This window comes from Mesorhizobium qingshengii (genome assembly GCF_027563465.1).
GTDB lineage: Bacteria > Pseudomonadota > Alphaproteobacteria > Rhizobiales > Rhizobiaceae > Mesorhizobium > Mesorhizobium qingshengii_A.
In genome coordinates this window covers 14,083-31,165 of sequence record NZ_JAPFQA010000012.1, presented here as the reverse complement: position 1 = coordinate 31,165, position 17,083 = coordinate 14,083, and the positions used below count along the sequence as shown (strand labels likewise).

18 protein-coding genes are annotated in these 17,083 nt (G+C 65.0%); 14 read left to right on the top strand and 4 right to left on the bottom strand.

All coding sequences use genetic code 11. From position 1 onward, the window contains the following. Positions 1 to 6: 6 nt before the first annotated feature. Both OOJ09_RS22735 and OOJ09_RS22730 read left to right on the top strand, forming a co-directional pair. A complete protein-coding gene (locus OOJ09_RS22735; RefSeq protein ID WP_269907356.1) occupies positions 7 to 861 on the top strand; it encodes a phosphoenolpyruvate hydrolase family protein in 855 nt (284 codons plus the stop codon). Between the two features lie 6 nt (positions 862 to 867). Then, a complete protein-coding gene (locus tag OOJ09_RS22730; RefSeq protein ID WP_269907355.1) occupies positions 868 to 1,287 on the top strand; it encodes a cupin domain-containing protein in 420 nt (139 codons plus the stop codon). A 170-nt stretch (positions 1,288 to 1,457) separates the two neighbouring features. On the opposite strand, the gene OOJ09_RS22725 is transcribed toward OOJ09_RS22730, so the two are convergent. After that, positions 1,458 to 2,648, bottom strand: a complete 1,191-nt coding sequence (locus tag OOJ09_RS22725) for a M24 family metallopeptidase (protein WP_269907354.1) — start codon at positions 2,646 to 2,648, stop codon at positions 1,458 to 1,460. Between the two features lie 365 nt (positions 2,649 to 3,013). On the opposite strand from OOJ09_RS22725, the gene OOJ09_RS22720 reads away from it, so the two are divergent. From OOJ09_RS22720 to OOJ09_RS22695, 6 genes are all read left to right on the top strand, one after another. Continuing rightward, a complete protein-coding gene (locus OOJ09_RS22720; protein WP_269907353.1) occupies positions 3,014 to 4,624 on the top strand; it encodes an ABC transporter substrate-binding protein in 1,611 nt (536 codons plus the stop codon). Between the two features lie 249 nt (positions 4,625 to 4,873). After that, entirely contained in the window at positions 4,874 to 5,860 is a 987-nt protein-coding gene (locus OOJ09_RS22715) for an ABC transporter permease (RefSeq protein WP_269907352.1), read from the top strand. Then, complete coding sequence (locus tag OOJ09_RS22710) at positions 5,857 to 6,687, top strand: ABC transporter permease (protein ID WP_269907351.1); 831 nt, start codon at positions 5,857 to 5,859, stop codon at positions 6,685 to 6,687. The genes OOJ09_RS22715 and OOJ09_RS22710 overlap by 4 nt, the downstream gene beginning before the upstream one ends. Next, positions 6,684 to 7,481 (top strand): ABC transporter ATP-binding protein, encoded by a 798-nt coding sequence (locus OOJ09_RS22705; RefSeq protein ID WP_269907350.1) that lies wholly within the window; start codon positions 6,684 to 6,686, stop codon positions 7,479 to 7,481. Before OOJ09_RS22710 ends, OOJ09_RS22705 begins: the two co-directional genes overlap by 4 nt. Beyond that, the gene (locus OOJ09_RS22700; protein ID WP_269907349.1) at positions 7,478 to 8,254 is read left to right on the top strand and encodes an ATP-binding cassette domain-containing protein; all 777 of its coding nucleotides are present in this window, start codon (positions 7,478 to 7,480) and stop codon (positions 8,252 to 8,254) included. Before OOJ09_RS22705 ends, OOJ09_RS22700 begins: the two co-directional genes overlap by 4 nt. 88 nt (positions 8,255 to 8,342) lie before the next feature. Next, complete coding sequence (locus OOJ09_RS22695; RefSeq protein WP_269907348.1) at positions 8,343 to 8,480, top strand: hypothetical protein; 138 nt, start codon at positions 8,343 to 8,345, stop codon at positions 8,478 to 8,480. Positions 8,481 to 8,507: 27 nt separating this feature from the next. Here the strand turns inward: OOJ09_RS22695 and OOJ09_RS22690 are convergent, their stop codons facing one another. Further along, positions 8,508 to 9,290, bottom strand: a complete 783-nt coding sequence (locus tag OOJ09_RS22690; RefSeq protein ID WP_269907347.1) for a DeoR/GlpR family DNA-binding transcription regulator — start codon at positions 9,288 to 9,290, stop codon at positions 8,508 to 8,510. A gap of 219 nt (positions 9,291 to 9,509) precedes the next feature. On the opposite strand from OOJ09_RS22690, the gene OOJ09_RS22685 reads away from it, so the two are divergent. Together OOJ09_RS22685 and OOJ09_RS32070 are read left to right on the top strand one after the other, a co-directional pair. After that, positions 9,510 to 10,292: a hypothetical protein gene (locus tag OOJ09_RS22685; RefSeq protein WP_269907346.1), complete on the top strand. Its 783-nt coding sequence runs from the start codon at positions 9,510 to 9,512 to the stop codon at positions 10,290 to 10,292. 83 nt (positions 10,293 to 10,375) lie between these two features. Beyond that, on the top strand, positions 10,376 to 10,573 hold the full coding sequence (locus OOJ09_RS32070) for a hypothetical protein (protein ID WP_420107536.1): 198 nt from the start codon (positions 10,376 to 10,378) through the stop codon (positions 10,571 to 10,573). Positions 10,574 to 10,598: 25 nt separating this feature from the next. On the opposite strand, the gene OOJ09_RS22675 is transcribed toward OOJ09_RS32070, so the two are convergent. Continuing rightward, positions 10,599 to 12,200, bottom strand: a complete 1,602-nt coding sequence (locus tag OOJ09_RS22675) for an FAD-dependent oxidoreductase (RefSeq protein WP_269907345.1) — start codon at positions 12,198 to 12,200, stop codon at positions 10,599 to 10,601. 148 nt (positions 12,201 to 12,348) lie between these two features. Here OOJ09_RS22675 and OOJ09_RS22670 point away from each other — a divergent pair, with 148 nt between their 5' ends. From OOJ09_RS22670 to OOJ09_RS22655, 4 genes are read left to right on the top strand one after another with little or no spacing between them, the layout of a single operon-like run. Beyond that, positions 12,349 to 12,885 carry a cupin domain-containing protein gene (locus OOJ09_RS22670; RefSeq protein WP_269907344.1) on the top strand — a complete coding sequence of 179 codons (537 nt, stop codon included), beginning with the start codon at positions 12,349 to 12,351 and terminating at the stop codon, positions 12,883 to 12,885. A 10-nt stretch (positions 12,886 to 12,895) separates the two neighbouring features. Beyond that, entirely contained in the window at positions 12,896 to 13,672 is a 777-nt protein-coding gene (locus tag OOJ09_RS22665; RefSeq protein WP_269907343.1) for an aspartate dehydrogenase, read from the top strand. After that, entirely contained in the window at positions 13,672 to 14,484 is an 813-nt protein-coding gene (locus OOJ09_RS22660; protein ID WP_269907342.1) for an alpha/beta fold hydrolase, read from the top strand. The genes OOJ09_RS22665 and OOJ09_RS22660 overlap by 1 nt, the downstream gene beginning before the upstream one ends. Beyond that, the gene (locus tag OOJ09_RS22655) at positions 14,474 to 16,213 is read left to right on the top strand and encodes a cobalamin-dependent protein (protein WP_269907341.1); all 1,740 of its coding nucleotides are present in this window, start codon (positions 14,474 to 14,476) and stop codon (positions 16,211 to 16,213) included. The genes OOJ09_RS22660 and OOJ09_RS22655 overlap by 11 nt, the downstream gene beginning before the upstream one ends. Positions 16,214 to 16,243: 30 nt before the next feature. Here OOJ09_RS22655 and OOJ09_RS22650 read toward each other — a convergent pair whose 3' ends face one another. Next, the gene (locus OOJ09_RS22650) at positions 16,244 to 16,990 is read right to left on the bottom strand and encodes an SDR family oxidoreductase (RefSeq protein ID WP_269907340.1); all 747 of its coding nucleotides are present in this window, start codon (positions 16,988 to 16,990) and stop codon (positions 16,244 to 16,246) included. Positions 16,991 to 17,083 lie beyond the last annotated feature (93 nt).

Here is a 17,083-nt window from a genome sequence, read left to right as displayed (position 1 = left end):
CCAGACATGCCCACCATACCGCGCAAGGACATACTGAAGAAATTCAGGGGAATGATCGACAAGGGCGTGCCGATTGTCGGCGGCGGCGCAGGCACCGGGCTGTCGGCGAAAGCCGAGGAAGCCGGCGGCATCGACCTCATCATCATCTACAATTCCGGGCGCTACCGGATGGCCGGGCGCGGCTCGGCCGCTGGCCTGCTCGCCTATGGCAACGCCAACGAGATCGTCAAGGAAATGGCCTACGAGGTGCTGCCGGTGGTCAAGAAGACGCCGGTGCTGGCCGGCGTCAACGGCACCGATCCCTTCGTCATCATGCCGCTGTTCCTGGCCGAACTGAAGACGATGGGTTTTTCTGGCGTGCAGAATTTCCCCACCATCGGCCTGTTCGACGGCAACATGCGGCAAAGCTTCGAGGAGACCGGCATGGGCTTCGGGCTCGAGGTCGACATGATCGCGGAAGCGCACAAGCTCGACCTGCTGACCACACCCTATGTCTTCAACCCGGACGAGGCCCGCGCCATGACCAAGGCCGGCGCCGACATCGTCGTCGCTCATATGGGCGTGACGACCGGCGGCTCGATCGGCGCCACGTCGGCCAGGTCGCTTGATGACTGCGTCGTCGAGATCGATGCCATCGCCAATGCCGCGCGCTCGGTGCGCAAGGATGTCATCCTGCTCTGCCATGGCGGGCCGATCTCGATGCCGGACGACGCCCGCTATATCCTCGACCGCTGCAAGGGCCTGCACGGCTTCTATGGTGCCAGTTCGATGGAAAGGCTGCCGGCGGAAGCCGCGATCGCCAGGCAGACGGCTGATTTCAAGGCCGTCACGATGCATAACCAGAAGAAAAAGAAGGGATGATGAGAGATGACCGACAAGAGCAAAATGTTTGTCTATCCGAGGGACGTCAGCACCTTCGGTTTCGACTGGGGCCGGCTTGCGCTGACGGTGGCGCCGGAAGTGAATGGCGCTGAGCGTTTCTCCGGCGGTGTCGTAGACCTGCCCTCCGGCAAGGGCCACACCCGCCACAACCATCCCGGCGCCGAGGAAATCATCTTCGTCATCTCCGGCCATGGCGAGCAGATGGTCGAGGACGAGAAGGGCAATCCGGTGGTCGCGAAGGTCGGCCCCGGCTGCACCATCTACGTGCCGGAAAGCCGCTTCCACTCGACGCTGAACACCGGCGACGGACCGATGCAGCTCTTCGTCGTCTATTCGCCGGCCGGACCGGAACTGGTGTTGCGCGAACTGCCGGATTTCAGGCTGATCCCGCCGGGCGGGAAATAGCTTTCTCGGGCAGCGCAGCCCCTCATTGTCCTGTCGGACATTTCTCCCCGTGGAACGGGGAGAAAGACGCTGTCATCGACGCTTTCGCCAATCGCCGGAACGCTCCCTTCTCCCCGTTCCACGGGGAGAAGGTGCCGGCAGGCGGATGAGGGCAGCGCCGACCTTGGACTTTATAAGGTCCCACCCCTGTTCCACCCCCGGCCGCGATCGCCAAACATCACGTAACCGGCATCCGTCACCGCAACCGTGTCTTCCAGCTTGATGAAGCCGCGCGTCGGGTGGAGCATCGTCGTCTCGACCGACAGCACCATGTTCTTTTCCAGCGGCTTTGCCGCATACGTGCCTTCATAGGTCACCGGATGGTTGGTCATCAGGAATGGCGCCTCATGCGTGATCAGACCCATGCCGTGGGCGAAGAAATCCGTGTAGGGCGCGACCTTGGATTTCTTCAGCGCGGCCTCGGCGTGAGCAATCATGTCGCCGCCCAGCGTGCCCGCCCTGACCTTCGAGAAGGCCGCCTGCTGCACCGTCTCGACCGCGGCCAGCAGGTCCTCGAGTTCGGCATCCAGTTCGCCGAGAATACCCATCCGGCAGAGGTCGCCGATATAGCCGTGATAATTGCCGCCGGAATCGATCGACAGCACCTCGCCCTTCTTCCAGGCTTGCGGCGAGGCGGCGCGGTTGTGGCTGGAGCCCAGCGTCAGCAAGCAATATTCGAAATGCGCGCCGCGATTGGTTTCCTCGCGCCGCAGCTGCTCGATGATCTCGGTCTTGGTCGTGCCTTCGCGTGCCCAGGCAATGGTTGCCAGCATGGAATCGGTGATCCGTTCGGAGGCCGTGCGCAGCTTCTCCAGCTCCGCATCGGTCTTGATGGCGCGCATGCTTTCCAGCATGGCCGTCGCATCGATCAGCCTGGCATCCGGCAGCGCCTTGCGGATCAGCGTAAAGGCGTCCGACGGCAGGAAGCCCGGCTCGATGCCGATGCGGGCACCAGCCTTGCCGATCTTCCGCAGGTGCTCGACCGCGAGGTTGGCGGCATCGAGCGTGCCCCAGCAGGCGGCGTGGAGCGTCGGCGTCCAGAACGGATTGTTCTGGTGCTCGCCGCCTTCCATGCGGTTGCCGATATAGGCGGCATGGTCGGGCCCGCCCTTCTCATAGATGACGACAGGCAGATAACGGCTGTGGCCGATCGCATCCATCGCGGCGAAGAAGATGAACTTGTAGCCGCCAAGCAGATATTGCGTGTTGTGCTTGGAGGTGGCGAGCAGCACATCGATGCCGGCCTCCTCCATCAACCGGTCGACCCTTGCCTGGTCGAACGGGATATCGCCGACGGCACTCTTGCCCGGGGCAACGTTCATCTCTCTCTCCCTGAATTGCCGGGATCGCCGGCTGTTCTGCTTCCGATCCCAAGCTGCAGATCAAATCTGCACCAGATTGCCCACTCTGGTCCAGCCAGAAATAGGCATAATGGCATTGGTTGGCGGTCACCAACGCGTCATTAGCCGCGCATCCTTTCAATCTGGTCCTACCAGAATGAGCGGATTGAGCCGCTTTCTCCAAACTGGTCCAGCGGACGAAAATTTCAAAGCCAAGCGAGGATGCGCCAATTCCGTCTCTGGCGAAACCCTCGGCAAGGCTCATAATCGCGACCGCTGGCTGGCCCGCGGGCATTCATGGGGTATTGGCGCACCCGATCGGGTCGCGGAGAGGACGGAGTTCGATCATGTCAGGTTTCACGATTTCCAGACGCACGATGCTTGCCGGCTCGGCGATGCTGCTGGCCTCCACCGCCATGCCAGATACCGGCTGGGCGCAAACGCCGAAGAAGGGCGGCCGGCTGGTGCTTGCCGCCGATTCCGAGCCGCGCAACCTCAACCCGGCGATCGTCGCCTCCAACGGCGTTTTCTTCATCTCGAGCAAGATCGTCGAAACGCTGGCCGAAGCCTCCTTCGACGGCAAGGACGGGCTCGCTCCCCGGTTGGCGCTGAGCTGGGAAGGGGCCGCCGACGGGCTCTCCGTGACCTTCAAACTGCGTGACGGCGTCAAATGGCATGACGGCAAGCCGTTCACATCGGCCGATGTCGCCTTCTCGGCGCTGCAGATCTGGAAGCCGCTGCAGAATCTCGGCCGCACCGTGTTCAAGGATCTCGCCGCCGTCGAGACGCCGGATGATCTCACCGCCGTGTTCAAATTCGCCAAGCCGACGCCGTTCCAGCTGATCCGCAATGCTCTGCCGGCACTGAGCAGCGTGGTGCCGAAACACATCTACGAGGTCGGTAAGATCGAGGACAACCCGGCCAACAACGCACCCATCGGCACCGGGCCGTTCAAATTCGCCGAATACAAGGCCGGCCAGTATTACCGGTTGACGAAGAACGCGGATTACTGGGGCAAGGACGAGCCCTATCTCGACGAGATCATCTACCAGGTGCTGCCCGACCGCACCTCGGCGGCGAGCGCTCTGGAAGCCGAGGAGATCCAGCTCGCCGCCTTTTCCGCCGTACCGCTGGCCGACCTCGACCGCATCTCCAAGGTGCCCGGCCTGAAAGTGATCTCCAAGGGTTATGAAGGGCTCACCTATCAGCTCGTCGTCGAGATCAACCATCGCCGCAAGGAACTGGCCGACCTCAAGGTGCGCCAGGCGATCGCGCACGCCATCGACAAGGATTTCGTCGTCAAGACGGTGTTCCTCGGCTATGCCACCACCGCCACCGGCCCGGTGCCCAAGAACGATCCGCAATTCTACACTGCCGACGTGCCAACCTATCCATTCGACGTCGCCAAGGCCAACGCGCTGCTCGACGAGGCCGGCTATAAGAAAGGCCCGGACGGCAAGCGCTTTACGCTGAAACTTTTGCCGGCGCCCTATTTCAACGAGACCAAGCAGTTCGGCGACTATCTGCGCCAGGCGCTCGCCGCAATCGGCATCGACGCCCAGCTGGTCAACAACGACTCGGCCGCGCACATCAAGGCCGTCTACACCGACCACGCCTTCGACCTCGCCGTCGGCCCGCCGGTGTTCCGCGGCGACCCGGCAATCTCGACCACCATCCTGGTGCAGAGCGGCATTCCCGACGGCGTGCCCTTCTCCAACCAGGGCGGCTACAAGAACGACGCGCTCGACGCTCTCATCGCCAAGGCATCGGAAACCCTCGACACCACTGCCCGCACCGACCTTTACAAGGAGTTCCAGAAGGAGGTGGCGGCCGACCTGCCGCTGATCAACGTCGCCGAATGGAGTTTTATCAGCGTCGCTCGTGACACCGTGGGCAACATCGCCAACAATCCGCGCTGGGCAGTCTCCAACTGGGCGGACACCTATCTGGCGGGCTGACCCTCTCCAGACTTGCAGATCGTCTATCCGGGTGCTCAGGTTCGACAATGAGAGTTCCTTCGCGCCCCCCTCTATCCCGCCGGACATCTCCGCCGGGTTCGCCCTCCCCCTTGTGGGGAGGGTCGACGAATGGGTGCCGCGAAGCGGCAACCGTTCGGCGGGGTGGGGGTAATGGCGAAGACCTGAAGACCCCCACCCCGCTCCGCTTCGCCGATCGACCCTCCCCACAAGGGGGAGGGTGAAAGCGGCATGACCCGCGCCCTCATCCTGCTCCGTCGCCGCCTCATCGGCAGCATCTTCGTGCTGCTGATCGTGGTCATCGGCACCTTTCTGCTGCTCGAAGCCGCACCCGGCGACGCCGTCGACGCCTATATCGTCTCGACCGGCGGGGATGCCGGCATGATCGAGTTGTTGCGCCACCGCTGGGGCCTCGACCAGTCGGAACTGACGCGGCTGGCCAACTATCTCTGGGCGCTGCTGCATCTCGATCTTGGCCAGTCGGTGACGTTCTCCAGACCGATCCGCGACGTGATCCTCGAACGGCTGCCCAACACCCTGTTGTTGATGGTCAGCGCGACCGCGCTATCCTTCGGCCTCGGTTCCGCCCTCGGCATCTATGCCGGCGCCAGACCCGGCAGCGTCCGTGACCGCATCCTGTCGATCGGCTCGCTGGCGCTTTATGCCATACCGGGCTTTTGGCTCGGCCTGGTGCTGATTGTCGTCTTTGCCGTCGACCTGCGCTGGCTGCCGATCGGCGGCATCGAGGCCCTGGCCTCGGACAAGACCGGCCTCGACCGTGCCGCCGATATCGCCATCCACCTCGTCCTGCCGGTGGCGGCGCTCGGCTTCATCTACCTCGCGCTCTATCTGCGCATGATGCGAGCCGGCATGGCCGAGGTCTGGCGGCAGGATTTTGTGCTGGCCGCCCGCGCCAAGGGGCTTTCGCGCCGCCGCATCGTGCTCGCCCACGTCGCCCGCAACGCACTGCTGCCACTGGTCACCATGCTCGGCCTGCAGTCGGCGCAGATGCTCGGCGGCAGCGTCGTCATCGAAAGCGTCTTTTCCGTGCCCGGCCTCGGCCGGCTGGCGCAGGAAGCGGTGGCCGCGCGCGACACGCCCTTGCTGCTCGGCATCATCCTCGTCAGTGCCGTGCTTGTCGTCGTCATCAACCTGCTCGTCGACATCGCCTATGCCTTCCTCGATCCGCGCGTCGGCGCCGGCGAGGCCAATGCATGAGCCGCTTCCGCCGCTTTCTGCGCACGCCTGAGGCAGTTGCGGGCGCCATCATCCTGGCGGCGCTGATCGCCATGGCGCTGTCGGCCTCGCTGCTGTTTCCCGGCGACCCGCAAGCGATCGCCGGCCCCGCGCTTTTGCCGCCATTTCAGGACTGGTCGCTGCCGCTCGGCACCGATCGGCTCGGCCGCGACGTTCTGGCCGAGCTTTTCCACGGCGCCCGCACCTCGCTCGCCGTCGGGCTCGCGGCAGCAGCGGCGGCGCTCGCCGTCGGCTCTGTGGTCGGCACGCTGGCCGGCTTTGCCGGCGGCTTCATCGACGAGGTGCTGATGCGCATCACAGACGCCTTCCAGACCGTGCCGAGCTTCCTGCTGGCACTGGCCTTTGTCAGCGTCGTCGGGCCGTCGCTCGGCATCGTGGTGATTGCCATCGCGCTTGGCACCTGGACTGGGCCGGCTCGGGTCGCCCGCGCGGAAGTCCTCTCCATCCGTGAGCGCGATTATGTTGCCAGCGCCCGCGCCATCGGCATGCATCCGCTGGCGATCGCCTTTCGCGAGGTGCTGCCCAATGCGTTGCCGCCGGTGCTTGCGATGTCCTCGGTGATCGTCGCCGCCGCGATCCTCACCGAAGCGGCTCTGTCCTTCCTTGGCCTCGGCGACCCCAACCGCGTCACCTGGGGCGGCATGATCGCCGAAGGCCGCACCGTTTTGCGCACCGCGCCCTTTCTGTCGATCGTCCCGGGAATAGCCCTCGTGCTGACGGTACTGGGTGTCTATCTCGCTGGTGAAGGCATCGTCGAGACCACCGCCGTGAGGAGGGGCCTGCAGTGACCGCCTTGACTTCGATCCGCGACCTGACGGTGACCTACCGCCGCGACGGCACCGCGGTGGCGGCGCTGAAGAACATCGGCCTCGATGTTGTTACAGGCGAGCGCCTCGCTGTCATCGGCGAAAGCGGATCGGGCAAGAGCACTTTGGCACTGGCCATTGCCGGGCTGTTGCCGGCTGCGTCTCGGATCGATGGGCGGATCGAGTGGCCCGGCCTCGGCCGGGCACCCCTCGGCGGCCGCGACATTGGCTTCGTCTTCCAGGATCCGTCCGCCAGCCTCGATCCGGTGATGCCAATCGGCAAGCAAATCGCCGAAGTGGCGCGCACGCATCTCGGCCTCACATGGCCGCAGGCTTACGCGAAGGCAAAAAACTTGCTGGAGCGCGTCCGCCTGCCGGACCCGGACTCGGCCCTGCTGGCCTTCCCGCATCAGCTCTCGGGCGGCCAGAAACAGCGTGTGGCAATCGCCGCCGCGATTGCGGCCGGCCCGAAATTGCTGATCGCCGACGAGGCGACCAGCGCGCTCGACACCATCGTGCAAGCCGAGATCGTTGCCTTGATCCGGCGGCTGGTGGCCGAGGACGGCATGACGCTGCTGTTCATCAGCCACGACATCGCACTGGCGGCCGAGCTTGCCGAACGCATCGCCGTGTTCCGTCATGGCCAGCTGGTCGAGCTTGGCGCGACGGCGCGGATTGTCGACGCCCCGGCCCAGCCTTACACACGCGCGCTGCTCGACGCCCATATCGGCCTCGACGCCGAACCGTTGCTGAACCGAAGCGGTCTCGCCACATGAGCCTGCTCGCGGTTTCCAATCTCACCAAACGCTACCGTCGCGGCGGCAAGAGCATCGCCGCCGTCGACGACGTCTCCTTTCATATCGACCCCGGCGAAACGCTGGCACTGGCCGGCCCCTCGGGCAGCGGCAAGTCGACAATCGCGCGACTGGTGCTGCGGCTGGTCGAGCCGGACGCCGGCCGCATCGAATTCGAGGGCGATGATTTCCTGGCTTTGAGGGCCGCCGCCTTGCGTGCGCGCCGCGCGCGTCTGCAGATGGTGTTCCAGGATCCGCTTGCAGCCTTCAATCCGCGTGCCACCGTGGCGCGCGTGCTCGACGATCCCTTGCGCATCCATGGCATCGCTTCCCGCTCCGAGCGCCCGCGCCGCATCGCCGCCTTGCTGGAGCGCGTCGGACTGGCGGCGGAGCTTGCCTCGCGCGCCATCCATGAAATCTCTGGCGGCCAGCGGCAGCGCGTCGCCATCGCTCGCGCCGTCGCCACGAAACCGACGCTGATCGTACTCGACGAGGCGGTGTCTGCCCTCGACGTTTCGGTGCGCGGGCAGATCCTCGAACTCCTGCTCGACCTGCAACGCCAGGAGCGGATCGCCTATCTGTTCATTTCGCATGATCTCGGCGTGGTCCGGGCAGTCGCCCACCGCGTCATCCTCCTCGATGCCGGGCAGATTGCCGAGAGCGGCGATGCCCGAGCCGTCATCGACGCGCCGCGATCGGCCATCGGCAAAGCGCTGGTGGCGGCGGCACCAAGACTGCACGGAACCAGACGATGATCCCGAACCGAAGGACCGCGTCCGCGAAAACCGGGCCCGGTTTCGGACAAGATGATAGTCAAACAACAAATCAGGACACATCATCGCCATGCTCTGCCGCATAGCCGGCGCCTTCGACCGTGGCCTGTTCGAGGCTACCGGCGTGCGTTTCGAAAATATCACCTGGACGCCGGGCCACGGCTCCGGCTGTTGTCACATTGCACTGACGAACCGGGATGGCGCCTGAACGGGCGCACTGCCCTGTGCCGCGCTGTCAGTTGCCTGCAAAAACATGCAGCTCCGTTCCGGCTTCTTCGATCGCCGCGCGCAACTCGACCTGCGGCTCGTCGTCAGTGACGATGTCGGCGATGTCGCCAAGCGCGCACACGCGCTCGAGGCTGGCGCGGCCGAACTTGTCGTTGGTCACCACCAGCATTGTCGACAGCGCGCGCGAGATCATCGCCCGCTTGACCGCGGCCGCGCCAGTTATCATGTCATTCGGGCCATCGACCGTCAGACCGGACGCGCCGATGATGGCGATGTCGGCATTGTAGCGGCGGACGAACTCTACGGTGTCTTCGCCCAGCACGCTGCCCTCGCGGCTGTCATAGGTTCCCGGACAAAGGATGACGCGGAAGGTCGGGTTGGCGCCGGTCACCGACGCCACGCCGGTGGAGTTGGTGATGACGGTCAGGTTGCGCGCCAGTTGCGACAGATTGCGGGCCACCTCGTAGGTTGTCGAACCGCCGTCGATCATGACGATCTGGCCCTTTTCGATCAGGCCGGCCGCGCCGCGCCCGATCCGGGCACGTTCCTCGACCATGGTCAGGCCACGTTCGGAAATGGCCGGTTCGGACGTCACCAGTGAAATCGTCGCGCCGCCATAGGTACGGTTGAGCAGCCCGGCCTCGCCAAGCTCTATGAGATCGCGGCGGATCGTTTCGCCGGCGACACCGATGCGCCTGGCGAGCTTCGAGATGCGGATCGACGCCGACCGGCGCACTTCCGACAGGATCAGCTCGTGCCGCTCCTTCTTCGTCAGCCGACCCCGCTCCATGACGCCCCCTTGCCGCAATCAGCGCGTTCGCAGCCCCGCCTATCCATCAAGTCCTGCCAGCGTTAAGGCAGATGATGCCGGCGCACATCCCGAACCCGAAGACATTAGCGATCCCGGAGCCGTTGGGAAAGAAGCCGAACAAGGGTGACAGCCCGGCCCTTCCTTGGTCTGATTGGATGCACGAATCGGCGGTCAGCGCCTCATTGAAGGGATACTCCGATGCATGTCGTGACATTGCTGAAGGCGGATATGTTCGACGTCGAGATCGACGGCAAGCCGGCTTCGATCGGCGAGGCCTTGCCGGACTGGAACCCGCACGACCGGTTCGGGCTGGTGATCGACGATGCGCTTGGTGGCATCGGCGCCACCCATCTGCTGCAGATCGCCATCACCTCGTTCTACGACGTCAAGCCGAGCCGGCGCACCGAACTGACGGTCTATCCGGAAATCTATGCCTTCCATATCGGCAAGGGCCATGGGGCGCATGCGCCCTATGATTTCTGGCCTGCCCGGCGCGAGGTCATCACCTCGCGCGATCATCGCGAGGTTCTCGATGCCATCAATGATCGCGGCATCACCCGGCTGGCCGTCCCCGATCGCCAGCCGCGCGAGGTGGTGCATCGGCCGAAGGAAGTCGACGCGGCACTCGACCGCATCGCCTCGGCATTCGTCTACAGCCCGTCGGGCCGGGTAGCGGATCCCGACCTCGTCATTTCAGGCAACGACAAGCGAACCGAATACAATCCCGACAGCGCCTTGCGGCCGCGCTACACCGACAACCGGCCGGCTTCGGTTTCCACCGCGGCCAAGCCGGTCAAGGAGGTTGATCCGTCCTACCAGGAATGGCTCCGCAAACGGGAACACGACCTGACCAGCGAGGAACGCGCCTTTGTCGAACGCCGCCGCGAAGAGCTGAGAAAGGACGGCCTCGTCAGCGAGACCTACCGGCGTGTCGGCGTTCGTGAAGCGTTGATGCGTCTGGCATCGGCCGGGCTCGATTGAGCCTGTGCTGACCGAACTCAACCCGGTCGTCATGTGCGACAAGAGCCCCGCTGCCCTTGCCTGCGTGCTCGCCGGCATCGGGCGTGTTTCCGGATTACAGCGTCGGCGACGATATCGCCAAGGGGCGGCTGGTGCCGGTGTTTGCCGACTGGAGCTTGCCCACCGGCGGCATCCATGCCGTCTTTCCACCGGCCCGGTTCCGGCCCGCCAGGGTGCGCGCCTTTGACGATCTGCTCGCGGCCGCTGAGAAAAAGCGATCGCTCGGCGTGGCCGTGGCGTGAAGCCGAGGGCAGCAAGGCCCCGCGATCATCGGTTCTGATGCAGGATCGTCTCGGCGGCGATGTAGCCCCAGGTCATGTTGGGGCCGAGGGTCGTGCCGGCTCCCACGGCGCGCGTGCCGATGGGATTGGCCATGGCTAGTCCCGCCGCATAAAGGCCGGGGATGATCGAACCATCCGGCCTCAACACCTGCGCTCGCTCGTTGGTGCGGGCGCCGCCCTTGGTACCGAGAATGGAGCGGTTGATCGTCATGCCGACATAGGGAGGCTTGTCGATCGGCTTCAGCCGGTTCTCGGGGCCATGCGCCTTGTAGTCCTCCCAACCGTTCTCGCCGCGGTGGAAATCCGCATCGTGCCCCTTGGCGCAAAAACCGTTCCAGCGGGCGATTGTCTCCTCGAGCGCCGCCGCCGGCAACCCGAGCTTGGCGGCAAGGCCACCGATTGTATCGGCCTTCTTGACCCAATCGCGCTCATAGGAGGCATACCAGCGGAAAGGCAGCGACGTTTTCAGGAACCGATGATCGCCGATGAGATAGCAGGGCAGATTGACGGGCACGCCCTCCGGCCCGCGCGCATCGATCGCCTCGCCGATGTTGAAGGCGTTTTCGCTGACAAAGCGCTTTCCACCGCGATTGACCACGATCGAATGCGGCTCGGCCTGGAAGGTCATCGGCAAGCCGTGCGGCTTTCCCTGGTAGCGCGTCGGCAGGCAGGGGTAGACGTTCGCCTGATCCATGCGGTCCAGCTGCGCGCCGACGGAAGCGGCAAGTTTCTGGCCATCGCCCTCGTTACCGCGCGGACTGCCGATCCGGTCGAAGGCACCGGGGAAATGGTGTCCACGCATCTCGGCATCCCATTCGAAGCCACCCGTTGCGATCACGACGCCGCGGCGCGCGACAATCTTCGTTCGTCGGCCCTCGCTCTGCACTTCCGCGCCGGTGATGCGCGAGTCCGGATCCTGAAGCAGGGTCACGGCGCGCGTTCCCAGCCGGAAGGTGACGCCGGCATCGAGGCAGCCCCTGATGAGCCCGGTCATCAGGGCCGTGCCCTGGCCGCCGGAATTCGTCAGCCATCGCCAGAGAAGCCTCGGCCAGACCTTGAATCCGGCGATAGGGTGGTGATAGAGATCCAGGTCGACGATCTCCTGGTAAGTGAAGCTGTGCGGCAGCGTGGAGCGGCGCAGGCTCCGTGCGTACCTGCCCAGGATACGGCGGCTGAGCGGCCTCGGCGAGACCATGCGGCCGTAGAGCTTGCCGCCCGGCGCTTCGGTAAAGGGGTCGGGCTCGTTGATCAGGCGGAAATCGAGCGGCGTGTTGCCGGACAGGAAGCGTAGCATGTCCGGCGCGGCCCTGACGAACGCACACCAGAGCGTGTCTTCCTTCAGCTTCCACCCTTCGGGCGCGACTGCGCGCAGATAGGCGAGCGCGTCCTCGCGGCTGTCGGCGATGCCGGCTTCGGCCGCCACATGATTGGCGGGTATCCAGACCCCGGCACCGGACATGGCCGATGTGCCGCCCAACCATTCGCTCTTTTCGATGACGAGCACCTTGAGGCCGCCCTTGGCGGCCCTCAATGCCGCCGAACAGGCCGCCGACCCCGACCCGATGACCAGAACGTCGAATTCACCCATTGGCGGTCCCCTGCTGCATCGCCACGGCACTATAGGAGCAGAAAATTAAATCTGTCTACTCTTGTGTCGACACTTTTTGCGCTGTAACCTCGTGCAAGTCAGCAGCGTGCTCGGCATGATCTTCGTAGCCCTTTCGACAGGCAGAACCATGGACGATACCCGCCTTCCAACCGCACCCTCCGGCATCCATATTTCCGATTCCCGAACGCGTGAAAGCTATTGGCAGCCAGTGCCGGCAAACGGCCATATCGACGTGGCGCTCGCGCCGCACATCGTCGGCATGGAGCACCCCTTCGCGCTGGGCACGCAGTCGGTCGCGCCGGGCGGCTATGTGCGCGAACACACGCATGACCGCAACGAGGAGGCGATCTATGTCATCGAGGGTCATGGCCGCGCCGTCGTCGAGGGCAAGGAATATCCGCTAGGCCCGGACAGCGTTGTGTTCCTGCCGAAGAATGTCAGGCACATGTTCATCAACGATGGCGAGACACGCCTGCGCTGGCTCTGGCTGATCGTGCCGAACGGGCTCGAGGACTTCTTTCGCCTTATCGGCAAGCCGCGCAAACCGGGCGACCGCGTGCCGTCCAATTTTCCGCGCCCGGAAAACGTGCTGGAAATCGAGCGCAAGACGGTCTTCGGAGCGGACCTCGCCGACAAGTTCGACCCCGTAAAACAGAACCCCTGAAGAAAACCTGATGGTGACGCTCGGCCTCATCGGCTTCGGCACGATCGCGCGCGAGGTCGTCTCCGCTTTCCCACCGGACGCCGTTCGCTGGGTGGCGCTGCTGCGCGAGGGTGCAGGAACTCCCTTGCCACCGAATGTCAGCGCGGTCACGCGGCTTGACGCACTGATCGGCGTGCGTCCAAGGGCGGTGGTGGAAGCGGCAGGCCAGGAGGCCGTGGCCGCTTACGCACCCGCGCTTCTTGAAGCCGGCATCCCGACTGTCATCGCTTCGGTCGGCGCGCTCTCCGACCCAGGGCTTGCCGCCCGGCTGGCCGGGGCTTCACGCAACGGAGGCGCGCGCTTCGTCCTGCCGTCAGGCGCGTTGGGCGGCCTCGACTATTTGCGAGCGATAGCGGCACTTCCCGATGCGCGGGTGCGCTATACCTCGCGCAAACCGCCTGCCGCCTGGGCGGCGGAGCTGAACTCCGCCGGCCTTTCAGCCGACAATGGCGCCATCACCCTTTTCGAGGGTACGCCCACTGAGGCGGCAAGGCTCTATCCGAGAAACCTCAACGCGGCTTTCGCAGTGGCACTCGCGGCGGGCGCCGGCAAGGTCACGGTGCGCGTGGTTGCCGATCCGAAGGCTGCCGGCAACACCCACGAGATTGAAGCCGAGAGTGCCGCTGGCACCGCCTCCTTTCGCTTCGTCAACGCGCCCTCGCCCGACAATCCAAAGACTTCCGCGCTCACCGCACTCAGCCTCGTCGCAGCCCTTGGCGAGTTGCTTGATCTGGAAGGCCATCGCTGATGCCCTTCTTCACCGCCGCCGATGGTTGCCGCATCCACTACGAGACGTTCGGCAGCCATGGCCCGCGCCTCATCCTCATCCCCGGACTCGGCGGCGACGGCCGCTTCTGGGCCGGCGTCGTTCGGCTGCTCGAGGCCGACCATCGCATCATCGTCAGCGACCATCGCGGCGCGGGTCGCAGCGATCGCCCGGAAGGGCCTTACTCCATTCCCCTGATCGCCAGCGACATTGCCGGCCTGCTGGCACGGACGGGCGGACCGGCAAATATTGTCGGACATTCCACCGGTGGCGCCATCGCTCAAGTGCTGGCGCTCGATCATGCTGAACTCGGCCAGAGCTACACGATCAGCAGCTCCTGGGCGCGGGCCGACACCCGTTTCCGTGCGCTCTTCAGCGCTCGCGCCGAATTGCTGGAGGCCGGCATGGCCGAAACCTACCAGCGCCTCGGCCATGTGCTCTGCCACGAGCCGTCCTACCTCGAAGCGCATGCCGGGCAGCTCGAGGCGGCGGTTGCCGCCGCCCCTCGGACCCTGGCGCCACTTGCCGTCAGCGCCGCGCGCGTGCGCATGCTGCTCGACCACGACCGCCTTGCCGACCTGCCGCGCATCGCCGCCCCGGTCCAGGTGATTGCGGCCGCTGGCGATATTCTGACACCGCCGGCTCTTTCGGAAGCCATCACCACCGCGATACCGGGTGCGGACCATGTCGTCGTTCCCGGCGCGCATTTTCATCCTCTCGCCGACCCCGAAGGTTTTGCCACCATCATTCGCCGTTTCATTGCCGAAGCCGACAGCAAATATCATGACCGCTGAACTCGCCCCCCTTCTCATCGACCCGCGCCTCAAGCCGAGTGCCGAGCTCCTCGCCGAAGGGCGCGCCATGGCGCGCGACTGGCGCCTCGGCAGCTGCCGCTTCCTCATCGAAACCGGAATGCCTTCCGAGGCCGCATGGAAACGCAAGGCCGCAGCCGAGAGGCGCGTCATGCAGCATGCTCATATCGGCTTCAGAAGCGTCGACCGCACCATTGCGGCGATCGGCGAGGTGCACGGGCAATGCCGCAAGGCAGGGGTGACGGTGGACCGTTTCGGCATCACGCTCGACTGGTCGATGGGCTATCCGCAGGCCATGCGCGCCAAGGCAGCGCGCGGCACCGGCATCGTGCTCACCGGCCCCGAGGATTTCGCGCGCATCACCAACGCCGCACCCGCCGCCGCCCATTTCGGCGACTTCATGCTCGGCCTGCCGGGCGCATTGGAAAACACCCGCTCGGCCATCGCCGCCGGAGCGACGGCGGTCGGCAATCTGGGGCAATATTTCACCTTCCGGCTGCCTTACTGGGACGATGACGTGGCGACCACCGAATCGACCGTCATCGCGCTCGGCCTGATTGCCACGCAGGATGCCGAAATCCTTGTCCATTCCAATCTCGACGATGGATTCGCGGGGCTGTTCATCGACATGGCCTGCGCGCTCGGCATGGTGCTGATCGAAAAGCACATCGTCGAGGATCTGATCGGCGCGCGGCTCGCCCATTGCTACGGCCACCATTTCAGTGATCCGCTGTCGCGTACCGCCTTCCATGCCGCGCTGGTGCGGGTCAGTGACACGCCAGGCACCATGATCTTCGGCAACACCGTCTCCTACCAGTCGACCCCGGCAGGCAATTACGCAAGCCTGGCAAGCTATCTGCTGGCCGACATACTGGCCGTCGGGCGATGGCCGTCCGGCCATGCCATCAATCCCGTGCCGGTGACCGAGAACCAGCGCATTCCCGATGTCGACGAGATCATCGATGCGCAGACCTTCGCGCACCGGCTCACGCTGCACGCCCCGTTCTACGATCCGGTCTTCGACTGGACCAAGGTGGAGGCGATGGCCGATGTACTTGTCGCGGGCGGACGCCGCTTTGCCGATGCCGCCATGCAGGGGCTGGCCGAGCGCGGGGTGGATACCGAGGACCCGGCCGCATTGATGCTCGCCGTCCGCCGCATGGGGCCAAAGCGCATGGAGGCGCTCTTCGGCCCGGGCGCGGCAAGCGCGCGCGGACGCACGCCACTGATCCATGCCGAATGGGCCCGCGAACTCGATCACAAGGCCGCAAGCTGGGTTTCGACGCAAAAAACGCTGGCAAGGCAAGAACCCCTGACCGTCTGCATCGGTACGACCGACGTCCACGAACACGGCAAGTATCTCGTCGAGCAGGCACTGGAAGGCCTGGGCATTGCCATCGCAGATGCCGGCGTGGCCGTCGACCCGGAAGCGCTTGTTGCCCGCGCGGCGGAGACCGGGGCCAATGCCATAGCCATCAGCACCTACAATGGCGTGGCGCTCGGTTATGCCCAGGCGGTGAAGGCAGCGATGGCGGCGCGCGGACTCGTCCTGCCCGTGCTCATCGGTGGGCGGCTGAACGAAGTGCCGAAGGACTCCAATTCCGACCTGCCGGTGGATGTGACCGAGGACATCGCAAGGCTCGGCTGCGTGCCATGCGCCGATCTCGATGCGATGCTCGTCTCCCTGCGCTCTATCCCGAACGGCCGGTGACGCCCGCCATGGGCCGGACGGGCGCTCATCTCACCAGGCCGTCATGCCGCCGTCGACTGTCAGGATCGAGCCGGTCGCAAAGGAGGATTCGTCGCTGGCAAGCCACAGGATCGCCTGCGCGATCTCAACCGGCTGGGCAACGCGGTTCATCGGCGCGCGTGCATTCAACGCCGTGACGAAGCCCTGGGGGTCGGAATGGGTTTCGAGAATCTTGTCGAAATAGCTCGACCAGGTGGTGCCGGGCGCCACGGCGTTGACGCGAATCTTCTCTGCCGCGTGGTCGAGCGCCATGGCGCGTGTCAGCGCCACGACGCCGCCCTTCGACGCGACATAGGCCGCGCGATCGGCAATCCCGACATGGGCGACGTTGGAGGCGGTGTTCACGATCGCTCCGCCACCGCCCGCGGCCATAACCGGAATGGCATATTTGGAGCAGAGGAAAACGCCCTTGAGGTTGACGGCCATCAGCGCGTCCCAGTCTTGCGCCGCGGTGGTGACGACGGAGCCGCGTATGCCGTAGCCGGCATTGTTGACGAGCACATCTATGCGCCCGAACGCGTCCTGCGCGCGCGCCACCATGGCCACGACGGAATTCTCGTCCGAGACATCAGCCTCCATCGCCAGTTGACCCGTTCTGTGCGCAACATACCGTGCTTTCGCGCCGTCCCGGTCAACGACCAGGACACGCGCGCCCTGCTGCGCGAACAGTTCCGCCACGGCCGCGCCGATGCCGGCTCCCGCGCCTGTCACGATCGCCATCTTGTCCTTCAAACGCATTGTTGATCCTGTTTTCCAGATTGTTTCGTCCCCATCTTGCAGAAGCCCTTGCAAAGTGTCGACACTTTTGTATTTAATTTCGGCACGAGATCG

Bases quoted from the DNA above. Each gene is read 5' to 3' on its own strand.
- OOJ09_RS22675 (WP_269907345.1), bottom strand. From the start codon at position 12,200: ATGGGTGAATTCGACGTTCTGGTCATCGGGTCGGGGTCGGCGGCCTGT.
- OOJ09_RS22700 (WP_269907349.1), top strand. From the start codon at position 7,478: ATGAGCCTGCTCGCGGTTTCCAATCTCACCAAACGCTACCGTCGCGGC.
- OOJ09_RS22710 (WP_269907351.1), top strand. From the start codon at position 5,857: ATGAGCCGCTTCCGCCGCTTTCTGCGCACGCCTGAGGCAGTTGCGGGC.
- OOJ09_RS22730 (WP_269907355.1), top strand. From the start codon at position 868: ATGACCGACAAGAGCAAAATGTTTGTCTATCCGAGGGACGTCAGCACC.
- OOJ09_RS22670 (WP_269907344.1), top strand. From the start codon at position 12,349: ATGGACGATACCCGCCTTCCAACCGCACCCTCCGGCATCCATATTTCC.
- OOJ09_RS22665 (WP_269907343.1), top strand. From the start codon at position 12,896: ATGGTGACGCTCGGCCTCATCGGCTTCGGCACGATCGCGCGCGAGGTC.
- OOJ09_RS22735 (WP_269907356.1), top strand. From the start codon at position 7: ATGCCCACCATACCGCGCAAGGACATACTGAAGAAATTCAGGGGAATG.
- OOJ09_RS22695 (WP_269907348.1), top strand. From the start codon at position 8,343: ATGCTCTGCCGCATAGCCGGCGCCTTCGACCGTGGCCTGTTCGAGGCT.
- OOJ09_RS22685 (WP_269907346.1), top strand. From the start codon at position 9,510: ATGCATGTCGTGACATTGCTGAAGGCGGATATGTTCGACGTCGAGATC.
- OOJ09_RS22655 (WP_269907341.1), top strand. From the start codon at position 14,474: ATGACCGCTGAACTCGCCCCCCTTCTCATCGACCCGCGCCTCAAGCCG.
- OOJ09_RS22715 (WP_269907352.1), top strand. From the start codon at position 4,874: ATGACCCGCGCCCTCATCCTGCTCCGTCGCCGCCTCATCGGCAGCATC.
- OOJ09_RS22720 (WP_269907353.1), top strand. From the start codon at position 3,014: ATGTCAGGTTTCACGATTTCCAGACGCACGATGCTTGCCGGCTCGGCG.
- OOJ09_RS22725 (WP_269907354.1), bottom strand. From the start codon at position 2,648: ATGAACGTTGCCCCGGGCAAGAGTGCCGTCGGCGATATCCCGTTCGAC.
- OOJ09_RS22690 (WP_269907347.1), bottom strand. From the start codon at position 9,290: ATGGAGCGGGGTCGGCTGACGAAGAAGGAGCGGCACGAGCTGATCCTG.
- OOJ09_RS22660 (WP_269907342.1), top strand. From the start codon at position 13,672: ATGCCCTTCTTCACCGCCGCCGATGGTTGCCGCATCCACTACGAGACG.
- OOJ09_RS22650 (WP_269907340.1), bottom strand. From the start codon at position 16,990: ATGCGTTTGAAGGACAAGATGGCGATCGTGACAGGCGCGGGAGCCGGC.